Source organism: Oceanirhabdus sp. W0125-5 (genome assembly GCF_027938815.1).
GTDB lineage: Bacteria > Bacillota > Clostridia > Clostridiales > Clostridiaceae > Oceanirhabdus.
On record NZ_CP115913.1, the window covers coordinates 2,809,164 to 2,820,674 of the forward strand.

Consider the following 11,511-nt stretch of genomic DNA (forward strand, 5'->3'; position numbering starts at 1 on the left):
ATATGGAAAAAAGAAATATATATATGGATCATGCTGCAACAACATACGTTAAGCCAGAAGTGTTAGAAGAGATGATACCATACTTCACTGAGAATTTTGGTAACCCATCCTCTATATATTCTCTTGCTAGAACAACAAACATGGCAATTGATGCAAGTAGAGAAAAAGTAGCAAAGGCTATTAATGCCGATAGAAGAGAGATTTTCTTTACTGGTGGTGGATCAGAAGCAGATAACTGGGCAATTAAAGGGTATGTTAATGCTAACAAACACAAAGGAAACCACATAATTACAACAACTATTGAACATCATGCTATTCTTCATGTTTGTGAATATCTTGAGAAGAAGGGGTTTGAGGTTACATACCTTCCAGTTGATGAGAAAGGTTTCATAAATTTAGAAGATTTAAAAAATGCTATAAAAGATACAACTATCTTAGTTTCAATAATGTTTGCTAATAATGAAATTGGTACAATTCAATCAGTTAAAGAAATTGGAGCGATTTGTAGAGAGAAGAAGGTAGTTTTCCATACAGATGCTGTTCAGGCAGTAGGTCATATACCTGTAGATGTACAAGAAATGAATATTGATATGCTTTCTATGGCTGCACATAAGTTTTATGGACCTAAAGGTGTAGGAGCTCTTTATGTAAGAAAAGGTATAAGATTAGATAATCTTGTACATGGAGGAGCACAAGAGAGAAATAGAAGAGCAGGTACTGAAAATATTCCAGGAATAATTGGTATGGCTAAAGCTCTTGAGTTAGCTGTAGAAAATATGGAAGAAGAAAATAAAAAGCTAGTTATGTTAAGAGATAAGCTTATAAACGGTCTTTTAGAAAAAGTTCCATATAGTAGATTAAATGGACCAAGAGGAGAGAAGAGACTTCCTGGAAATTCAAATATTACTTTCGAGTTTATTGAAGGAGAATCAATACTTCTTATGTTAGATGCAAAAGGAATTGCAGCTTCTAGTGGAAGTGCATGTACTTCAGGGTCTTTAGATCCATCACATGTATTACTTGCTATTGGATTACCTCATGAGATAGCACATGGATCATTAAGACTATCACTAGGTGAAAGATCTACTGAAGAAGAGGTTGATTATGTTTTAGAGGTTGTTCCAGCTATTGTTCAAAGATTAAGAGAAATGTCACCATTATGGGATAATAATTCTAAGGGGGAAAAGTAATATGTTATACAGTGAAAAGGTTATGGATCATTTTACGAATCCAAGAAATGTTGGAGAAATTGCTGATGCAAATGGTATTGGTGAAGTTGGAAATGCAAAATGTGGAGATATAATGAGAATATATCTTAAGATAGAAGATAACATAGTTAAAGATGCTAAGTTCAAGACTTTTGGTTGTGGAAGTGCAATAGCATCATCAAGTATGGCTACAGAGTTAATCATTGGTAAAACTGTAGAAGAGGCTTGGGAACTTTCAAATAAAGCAGTAGCTGAAGCTTTAGATGGTCTTCCACCAGTAAAAATGCACTGCTCTGTTTTAGCTGAAGAAGCTATTCATAAGGCAATTAATGATTATAGAGAAAAAGCTGGACTTGAATTATGGGATTTTGAAGAGACAGATCATGATGAATTACATGATCACGTTCACGGAGACGAATAGAAATAGGTGAGTTTATGAAAAAGAAAGTAGTTATAGGTATGAGCGGTGGAGTTGATAGCTCAGTAGCTGCATACCTTTTAAAAGAAGAGGGATATGATGTTATTGGAATCATGTTAAAACAGGTTCCAGATGACGAAGAATATGGAGATGACTATGGCGGATGTTGTTCATTATCTGCAACAGAGGATGCTAGGCGAGTTGCCAATAAGCTTGATATCCCATTCTATGTATTAAACTTCAAGAGAATTTTTGAAGAAAGAGTAATTAATCCTTTTATTGAGGAATATATGAGTGGAAGAACACCTAACCCTTGTGTTATGTGTAACCAGAAGGTAAGATTCAGTGAGTTTTTAAGAAAAGCTCAGACTTTTGGAGCGGAGTATTTAGCAACAGGGCACTATGCTAGAGTAGAACAAGTTGGAGATAGATATCTTTTAAAGAAACCGTTAGATGAAAAAAAAGATCAAACTTACATGCTATATACTCTTAAGCAGGAGCAGTTAAGTCGTATTATAATGCCAAATGCTAAATATACTAAGCCTGAAATAAGAGAAATTGCTGAAAAAATTGGATTAGATGTTTCTCATAAAAAGGATAGTTTTGAAATATGTTTTATTCCTGATAATGAGCATGGGAAATTTATTGAAAGAAAAACAGAAGGTAAAGTTAAACCAGGAAATTTTGTAGATGAAAATGGAAAAATCCTTGGTAAACATAAGGGAATAGCCTATTACACAGTTGGTCAACGAAAAGGATTAGGATTATCACTTGGAAAACCAGGTTTTGTAATAGCAATAAATCCTGAGAAGAATGAAGTTGTTATTGGAGATCAAGAAGAAATATTCCAAGATACTTTAATAGCTAAAAATCTTAACTTTATTCCTTTTGATGAATTGACTGAAGAGAAAAGAGTAACAGCAAAAATTCGATATGCTGCTAAAGAAGAACCTGCAACCTTAATTCCAATGGATGATGGAACTGTGAAAGTAGTCTTTGATGAAAAAGTCAGAGCTATTACAGCAGGACAGTCTGTTGTATTCTATGATGGAGATATTGTTGTGGGCGGTGGAGTTATTGATAAAGTGCTTTAATGTAGAATGGATAATTGATAATGTATAATAAAGGAAGCTTCTGCCCATTGGGGTAGAAGCTTTTGTATTTTTAATTTAATTTATTTCACTTTTATAAATAAGAGTCGTGCTTCATGAGAATAATAAACAAAAGTAAGTGAAAAACAAAAAGCGGTGATTAGGTATGTACAGAAAATATGATTTTATGTCAATGGAGATTTATAATTTAAAAGGGAAGCGATTAGGAACAGTAAATGATATTTGTTTTAATTTTAGTAATAATACTGTAGTGGGTTTTTTGGTAGAGAGTGCTGTCCCCTTTAAGAAAAATGGATTTATTCATAAAAATGATGTAATTTATTTTAATGATAATATGATTGTAAAGGAATTTGGTGATAAAGATGGAATTCCACTAAAAAGTATACTAAATATGGATGTATATAATCTTGATGGACATATAGTTGGAATTGTTAGTGATGTTATTATTGACAAAGAATTAAGGGTCGTTGCATTGGCTTTGAGCAGTGGATTGCTAAAAGATTTTTTTGAGGGAAGAAGAATAATTTCTGCGAAGCGAATCATATTAGGTGAAGAGAATCTTATTTATTATGGAAAAGAAAGAATAATATTTAGAAATCTTGCACATCTTTAAAGGGGGGGATGGTTTGAAGCTTAATAAAGATAATTTAAGAAGGATAATTGCAATATTTATTATAGGTATAGTAATAGCTTTATCTGTCAGTGTTCCGCCTATAAGAGGAATTGTAGAGTTGATTTTTTTTAGTTTTATACTTTCATATGCCTTAAAGCCTATTCATAATATATTAGTAGAGAGAGGAATTAATAGAGCCTTCAGTGCAGTTGTAATTATCTTTTCATTTCTAATGATTTTTATCTCAGCCATATTATTGGTGATTCCCAGCATTATTAAGGAAGGAAGTAACATACTGAAGCTATTGGAAGGTATAGGGGAATTCATAAATAATTTTTCATTTAAAATTGAGATATTAGAAGATCTTAAACTCATGGATAATGTAATGGAAAAGGGTAGTGAGTTTTTGGAATCCACAGCAAATAAAATGATTGAGAATAGTATGAAGTGGGTAGTATCCTTTAAAGAGAATATTGTGAAATCAGTTGGTATTCCAATTATTGCATTTTTCTTTTTAAGTGAAGGAGATAAATTAGGAAATAAAATACTTGTCTTATTCTCATATAAGCGCAGAAGAATAATTGCAAATATTTTAAGAGATATTGATAGAGTATTAACTAAATACATTTTAAGTGAATTAATTCTTTGTATTATAATAGCACTATCAACATATGTGATTTTAAAGGTCTATAATGTGGAATTTCCATTATTACTTTCTTTAATCAATGGAATACTTAATATAATTCCATACTTTGGTGCACCAATAGGAGCAATGATTGTAATTTTAGTTGCAATTGTTAATGGTAATGGAGCATGGTTGTACATAATTATTTGGATTGTAATAAGTCAAGGGGTTGAAAGTAACATTATTAGCCCTATGATTATTGGAGAAAGTGTTAATATGCATCCTGTAATGATAATTGTCCTTTTAATATTTGGTGGAGAAATTGGAGGTTTCATTGGTATGGTTCTTGCTATACCTGTAGGGGTAATTATAAAAGTGTTGTATATTGATATAAATCATTTCCTTTTTTGCAAATAACATAAAATACAATGAAATGGTGATGATAGGAAAGCATTGACAGAAGGTAGTTTTTTTCATATAATCATCTTAAGTTGGATAGTTATAATTTTATTCTACTTTTATTTCTTAGAAATAAAAGTTTTTATTCTTTTAGTAATAAAAATGAAATTAATTAAGTTAAAATACATAAGGGTTTTATAGGGATTCCAAGTTGAAACTAAACTTATACACACTCAAAACTCATTGAAGAGCTGTGATTTTGAGTGGGTATAAATTAAGTTTAACTATGGATTCTTTATAATTGAACGGAGGAGATTAAAAATGAAAAAAATGGGATTAAATGAAATTAGAGATTCCTATTTAAAGTTTTTTGAAAGTAAAGGACACTATAAATTGGCAAGTGCTCCTGTAGTACCTAAGAATGATAAAAGTTTATTACTTATAAATGCTGGAATGGCACCTTTAAAACCATATTTTACTGGGTTGGCAGTACCTCCAAGCAAGAGAGTAGCTTCATGTCAGAAATGTATTAGAACAGGAGATATTGACGTGGTTGGCTTAACTTCAAGACATTGTACATTCTTTGAAATGTTAGGAAATTTCTCTTTTGGTGATTATTTTAAAGAAGAGATAATTCCATGGGCTTGGGAGTATATTACAGAAGTTTTAGAGATACCAAAGGAGAAACTATATGTAACTATTCATCTTGAAGATGATGAGGCACAAGATATTTGGTTAAAGAAGACAGATGTTTCACCGGATAGAATTTTTAGATTAGGTAAAGATAACTTCTGGGAGCATGGAGTTGGTCCATGTGGTCCATGTACAGAAATTCATTTTGATCTTGGAGCAGGTGAAATCAAAACAAGTGAAGAATTTGAAAAAGCAAGTGATGAAGATAAAATAATTGAGTTTTGGAATCTTGTATTTACTCAATTCAATAAAGAAGAAGATGGAACATATAGTAATCTTGAAAATCCAAACATTGATACTGGTATGGGGCTTGAGAGAATAGCTATGATAATGCAGGGAGTTAATTCTGTTTTTGAAGTAGATACAATAAAGAATATTTTGGATGCTATATGTAAAAAAGCTAATGTTGAATATGGAAAAGAAGAGAAAACAGATGTTTCATTAAGAATAATAACTGATCATTTAAGAAGTATGACTATTATGATATGTGATGATGTTTTACCTTCAAATGAAGGAAGAGGATATGTTCTTAGAAGAATACTAAGAAGAGCAGCTAGACATGGTAGATTACTTAATATAGAAGGAACGTTCTTAAGTGAATTATGTTCAACTGTAATAAAACAATTTGCAGATATTTATCCTGAATTAGTTAAGAAAGAATCTTATATCAAGAAAGTTATTAAACTTGAAGAAGAGAGATTTGATGAAACTATCGATAGTGGAATTGAAATACTTGAAGGGTATATTACAAAGGTTAAAGAAGAGGGGGAAGATACTTTAAGTGGAGAAAGTGCATTTAAGCTTTATGATACTTATGGTTTCCCAGTAGAACTTACAATTGAGATTTGTGAGGAAAAAGGAATTAAGGTAGATAAAGAAGCTTTCAAATGTGAAATGGAAAAACAGAGAAATAGAGCTAGAGCTGCTAGAGGTGAAGATACATATATGGGAACTGATGTAAAAGCAGTTGATAGCCTTGAAAACAGTATTTTTACTGATTTCTTAGGATATGAAGAAATCACAGCAGAGGGAGAAGTAAAAGCTATTGTTAAGGATAATGAGTTTGTTGATTCACTTGAAAGTGGAGAAAAAGGAATAATTGTTACTGATAAAACTCCATTCTACGCTGAAATGGGTGGTCAAATAGGAGATGTAGGTATCTTTTCATCTGAAAGTGTTAAAGGTATAGTGGAAGATACTCAAAAGAATATTTCTGATAAAATTGTCCATCATATTAAGGTAGAAGAAGGTAGATTATGTGTTGGTGATAAAATTGAATTGTCAATTGAGTCAGAAAGAAGAGCTAATGTATGTAAAAATCATACAGCAACACATTTAATTCACTCAGCTTTAAGAAATGTATTAGGTGGTCATGTTCATCAAAAGGGGTCTTATGTTAATGAGAATAGATTAAGATTTGACTTTACTCACTTTGAAGGATTAACTAAAGAAGAACTTTCAAAAGTTGAGACATTAGTTAATCAAGAAATAATGAGAGCTAACACAGTAATAACTGAAGTAATGACTCCAGAAGAAGCAAAGAATAAAGATGCAATGGCTTTATTTGATGATAAATATGGAGATTCAGTAAGAGTTGTTTCTGTAGGAGAAATGAGTACAGAATTGTGTGGAGGAACACATGTAAAAAATACTGGAGAAATTGGTTTATTTAAGATTATTTCTGAGAGTGGAATTGCTTCAGGTGTAAGAAGAATTGAAGCAATTACAGGGGAAAAGGCTTTACAGTATTTTGAAGAAAAAATTATCATAATAGATGAGATTACTTCAATGGTTAAATGTAATGAAAAAGACTTATTAAATAAAGTAAATTCTCTATTAAGTGACTTAAAAGATAAAGAGAAAGAAATTAAAGAACTAAAGAGTAAATTGTCTACAGGTGCTTTAGATGAACTTTTAAATAACTCTAAAGAGGTTAATGGAGTAAAAGTTATCGTAGGATCAGTAAAAGATATTGATGGTGGAGCACTAAGAGAATTAGTTGAAAAACTAAGAGATAAACTAGGAAGTGGATTTGTAATATTAGGAAGTGAAGCAAACAATAAAGCTATGTTTGCAGCTATGGCAACTAAAGATGTTTTACCAAAAGGGGTACATTGTGGTAAAATTATAAAAGAAGCTGCTTCAATCTGCGGAGGAGGCGGTGGAGGAAGACCAGATATGGCTCAAGCTGGTGGTAAGAATCCAGAAAAAATCGCAGATGCTCTTTCTAAGGTTGAAGAAATGCTTGAAGAAATGATAAAATAAATGATTTAAGTGGGGTGTTCGTGTGAATAACCAGAATACGATGCAATTTGATCCGATAAAGAACAAAGAAGATTTTACAAAAGCAATTATCAATGAGGTATATAGTGCACTTGTAGAAAAAGGATATAATCCAGTGAACCAACTTGTAGGATATTTTATTTCAGGGGATCCTACGTATATAACTAATCATAAAGGTGCTAGGACGCTTATTACAAAGCTGGAAAGAGATGAATTTTTAGAAGAAGTTTTAAAAGTTTACTTAGATATTAAATAAGCAAATGCCCGATAGGGCATTTGCTTATATTACAAAAAAAGGAGAATGCTATGAGATTAATAGGTTTAGATATAGGTGACAGAACTATTGGGGTTGCTGTAAGTGATCCTTTAGGGTTGACTGCACAAGGTATTACTACAATTAGAAGAAAAAGCATTCAGTATGATATGCAGGAACTAAAAAAAATATTTGAAGAGTATTCTCCAACTAAAATAGTATGTGGTTTACCAAAGAATATGAACGGTACAATTGGAGAACAAGGAGAAAAAGCTATCGAATTTAGTGAAAAGCTAAAGGAAGAATTTAATATTGAAATTGAGATGTGGGATGAGAGATTAACATCTAAAGCGGCACATAGAATAATGATTGAAGCAGACTTTTCTAGAAAAAAAAGAAAAGGTTTAGTTGATAAAATTGCTGCTACGTACATACTGCAAGGATATTTAGATAAAATTAGATAAGGAGAGAGAAAGAATGAGTGAAGAAATTAAATATGTAACACTTTTAGATGAAGAAGGTAATGAAGTTGAGTTTGAAGTTGTAACAAAGTTAGATATTGAAGAAGTAGAATATTTTATTGTAATTCCAAAAGATGAAGATGTTGAGGAAGCTATAGCTTTAAAACTTGTATATGATGAAGATGGAGAAGAATTATTTGTTCCTGTAGAGGAAGAGCATGAATTAATGATGGTAAGTGAAGCTTATGAAATTTTATTTGAAGAAGAAGAAGAAGAAGAAGAAGAATAGAAATTATTTAATTTTGAAATAAATGTTATTGTTTTAATAAATAATAATGATTATTATTTGACAAAGGGCTTCTAGGGCATTAAACTAATATTATGAGTACTTGAGCGGATTAATTGTAAAACACTCTAATATTTTAATGCTAATCGGAAATAAAGAGTAGAGGAGGGGAATTTATGAGTGGAAATGTTAACAAAATTAATGAATTAAAGGAAAGTTTGAAAAATAAGGGATACAAGTTAACTCCTCAAAGACGAGCTATTTTAAACAGTATTATGAATAGTGAGGATAGACACCTTACTGCAGAAGAAATATATGATTTAGTTAAGGTTAATTGTCCTGAAATTGGTTTAGCTACTGTATACAGAACTGTTCAACTTCTAGAAGAATTAGGAGTTGTATCAAAATTGGATTTAGATGACGGCTGTAGTAGATATGAATTGGTTATGGAAGGGGAAGAACATCAACACCATCATCTTATTTGTAATGGATGTGGTAAGGTAATTGAAGTTGAAGGCGATCTCTTAGATGAATTAGAAAAAAATATTGAGAAGAATTATAGCTTTAAAATATTAGATCACTCATTGAAGTTTTATGGAATTTGCGAAGAGTGTAAAAAAGATAGTGACTAAGTGAATAGGAGGGATTCTTTTGAGAAAGGACAAAGATAAGATAAAGATTATCCCTCTGGGAGGCTTGAATGAGATCGGTAAAAACACAACGGCGATTGAATTTAAAAATGAAATAATCTTGATTGATTGTGGATTAAAATTCCCAGAGGATGATATGTTGGGAATAGACGTGGTAATCCCGGATATGGGGTATATATACAAAAATAAAGATAAAGTTAAGGGGATATTCTTAACTCATGGTCATGAAGATCATATTGGTGCATTACCGTATGTATTAAAAGAAGTGAATGTACCAGTTTATGGAACTAAATTAACTTTAGGTATTCTTGAATCAAAATTAAAAGAACACGGTCTATTAAGTACTACTAAGCTAAGAACGGTTAAATCAAGAGATATAGTTAAATTAGAGAATATGTCAGTGGAGTTTATTAGAACTATGCACAGTATAGCTGACGCTTCTGCTATTGCGGTACATACACCATTAGGGGTAGTGTTCCATAGTGGAGACTTTAAAATAGATTATACACCTATTCATGGAATGCCAGCAGATTTAGCGAGATTTGCTGAGTTAGGAAAAAAAGGTGTAATCTGCATGATGTGTGAAAGTACAAATGTAGAGAGAGCTGGATATACTATGTCTGAAAAAATGGTTGGAGAAACATTCCAACGTTTATTATCAGATTGTGATGAGAGAATTATTGTTGCCACATTTGCTTCAAATGTCCATAGGATAATTCAAATAATCGATGCTGCAAGAAGAAATGACAGAAAAGTTGCTGTTTCTGGAAGAAGCATGGAGAATATTGTGAGTGTAGCTGTTGAATTAGGATATATAGATGTAAGTGATGGTATACTTATAGGTTTAGATGAAATTAATAAATATCCTAAAAATAGACTTGTAATAATTACAACAGGAAGTCAAGGAGAGCCAATGTCAGCACTGACTAGAATGGCTAGAGGTGATCATAAAAAACTGTCAATAAATAAAGGGGATATGGTTATTATTTCAGCTACTCCTATTCCAGGAAATGAAAAGCCAGTAACTAAAGTAATAAATCAGTTATTTAAAAAAGGTGCACAAGTAATATACGAGAAACTTGCTGATATTCATGTATCTGGACACGCGTGTCAAGAAGAATTAAAGCTTATGCATGCACTAATAAAGCCTAAGTTCTTTATTCCTGTACATGGTGAGTTTAGGCATTTAAAGCAACATGCAGAATTAGCAAAGGGTCTTGGTAGAAGTGATGAGGAAGTTGTTATATGTAACAATGGAGATGTTGTTGAAATATCAAGCGAGGAAATTAAAAAGACAGGCATCGTTAATGCAGGGCAGATATTTGTTGATGGATTAGGTGTTGGAGATGTAGGAAATATTGTTTTAAGAGACAGAAAACATCTTTCACAAGATGGAATTCTTACTGTTGTTGTTACAATGGAAAAAGATAGTGGTAAAATTATTGCGGGTCCTGACATAATAACAAGAGGATTTGTATATGTTAGAGAAAGCGAAGATCTTATTTCAGAAGCTAAAAAGAGAGTTAAAGAAGTTCTTAAAGCATGTGAACAGCAAAATGTTAAAGAATGGGCTGTACTTAAAAATACAATGAAAGAGAATCTAAGAGAGTATCTTTATGAGAAGACAAAGAGAAATCCTATGATATTACCGATAATTGTAGAAGTTTAATATAAAAATAGAAGCCATTGAATCATTTGATTCAATGGCTTCTATTTTTAAGTTGAAAACTGTAAAGTTGAGGACGATGGATATTTCTCTCCGAGAAATTTTAAAAACTATGTAATTTACGTATAGATATATTTTCAATTTCATATTTATTAAATCCATTTTTATCTAAAAGTATGCTTATTCTTCCTAAAGTTATTTTATGGTTCTCTCCTATTTTTTCTGTAAAACGAAAATTAAATTGCACTTCGTTTAATGATGCTCTGTGATAAACTTTACTTAAATGAAGATTATATTCTAACACATTTCTACTGTTATTAATTGGAGAATTAATCCATTTACCTGAATCGAGATAGTATTTTGTATTAACTAAATTAATATTATTGTCTTCATTAAGTAAAGGTGTTCTAAATTTATTAGGCAATTCTAGTTCAGGATAGTTAAATTGTTTTGAAGACTCTAAAAATTCATCAATATCGTCTTTGTCGATAAACTTAATAACTTCTTCAAAAGTTCTATCGTTAAGTTGATCTTTAATAAGTCCATATACAGTATTATAAGCAAACTCTTCATAGCTTATATGAACTCTGCTAAAGATATTAATAGACATCATTAGTGCCAATAGTGATGTGATTATAATAATTTTTTTTTTCATTCAAGCCCTCCTAACAATATTCAATATATCTATTTCTAGTATACTAGTTATAGAAATAAATACCAATATTTTATCACAGATAAAATGAGCTAATTTCCATTGGTATATATAACAATAAAATGTAGTTTCTGTGTTAACAGAAACATCCATCGTTTTCCGTTTCCCATTTTCAATTTTCAATTTGTTTTA

Annotated in this window: 12 protein-coding genes; 11 read left to right on the forward strand and 1 reads right to left on the reverse strand. The window is 31.1% G+C overall.

Annotated features, from left to right (window positions below; genetic code table 11):
- Positions 1-2: 2 nt before the first annotated feature.
- The 11 genes from nifS (at position 3) to OW730_RS12940 (ending at position 10,670) form a co-directional block, all read left to right on the forward strand.
- Positions 3-1,190, forward strand: a complete 1,188-nt coding sequence (gene nifS, locus OW730_RS12890) for a cysteine desulfurase NifS (protein ID WP_271229420.1) — start codon at positions 3-5, stop codon at positions 1,188-1,190.
- A gap of 1 nt (position 1,191) precedes the next feature.
- Entirely contained in the window at positions 1,192-1,629 is a 438-nt protein-coding gene (gene nifU / locus OW730_RS12895; protein ID WP_271229421.1) for a Fe-S cluster assembly scaffold protein NifU, read from the forward strand.
- A gap of 14 nt (positions 1,630-1,643) precedes the next feature.
- Positions 1,644-2,720, forward strand: a complete 1,077-nt coding sequence (mnmA, locus tag OW730_RS12900) for a tRNA 2-thiouridine(34) synthase MnmA (protein WP_271229422.1) — start codon at positions 1,644-1,646, stop codon at positions 2,718-2,720.
- A 163-nt stretch (positions 2,721-2,883) separates the two neighbouring features.
- A complete protein-coding gene (locus tag OW730_RS12905; protein ID WP_271229423.1) occupies positions 2,884-3,351 on the forward strand; it encodes a PRC-barrel domain-containing protein in 468 nt (155 codons plus the stop codon).
- A gap of 13 nt (positions 3,352-3,364) precedes the next feature.
- Positions 3,365-4,393 carry an AI-2E family transporter gene (locus OW730_RS12910; RefSeq protein ID WP_271229424.1) on the forward strand — a complete coding sequence of 343 codons (1,029 nt, stop codon included), beginning with the start codon at positions 3,365-3,367 and terminating at the stop codon, positions 4,391-4,393.
- Positions 4,394-4,696: 303 nt separating this feature from the next.
- Positions 4,697-7,333 (forward strand): alanine--tRNA ligase, encoded by a 2,637-nt coding sequence (gene alaS, locus OW730_RS12915; protein WP_271229425.1) that lies wholly within the window; start codon positions 4,697-4,699, stop codon positions 7,331-7,333.
- Positions 7,334-7,373: 40 nt separating this feature from the next.
- Positions 7,374-7,607: an IreB family regulatory phosphoprotein gene (locus tag OW730_RS12920; RefSeq protein ID WP_271229565.1), complete on the forward strand. Its 234-nt coding sequence runs from the start codon at positions 7,374-7,376 to the stop codon at positions 7,605-7,607.
- 50 nt (positions 7,608-7,657) lie between these two features.
- Positions 7,658-8,068 (forward strand): Holliday junction resolvase RuvX, encoded by a 411-nt coding sequence (gene ruvX / locus OW730_RS12925; RefSeq protein ID WP_271229426.1) that lies wholly within the window; start codon positions 7,658-7,660, stop codon positions 8,066-8,068.
- Positions 8,069-8,081: 13 nt separating this feature from the next.
- Positions 8,082-8,354 (forward strand): DUF1292 domain-containing protein, encoded by a 273-nt coding sequence (locus tag OW730_RS12930; RefSeq protein WP_271229427.1) that lies wholly within the window; start codon positions 8,082-8,084, stop codon positions 8,352-8,354.
- Between the two features lie 173 nt (positions 8,355-8,527).
- The gene (locus OW730_RS12935) at positions 8,528-8,983 is read left to right on the forward strand and encodes a Fur family transcriptional regulator (RefSeq protein WP_271229428.1); all 456 of its coding nucleotides are present in this window, start codon (positions 8,528-8,530) and stop codon (positions 8,981-8,983) included.
- 19 nt (positions 8,984-9,002) lie between these two features.
- The gene (locus OW730_RS12940) at positions 9,003-10,670 is read left to right on the forward strand and encodes a ribonuclease J (RefSeq protein ID WP_271229429.1); all 1,668 of its coding nucleotides are present in this window, start codon (positions 9,003-9,005) and stop codon (positions 10,668-10,670) included.
- A gap of 100 nt (positions 10,671-10,770) precedes the next feature.
- On the opposite strand, the gene OW730_RS12945 is transcribed toward OW730_RS12940, so the two are convergent.
- Entirely contained in the window at positions 10,771-11,322 is a 552-nt protein-coding gene (locus OW730_RS12945; protein WP_271229430.1) for a hypothetical protein, read from the reverse strand.
- Positions 11,323-11,511: the final 189 nt, after the last annotated feature.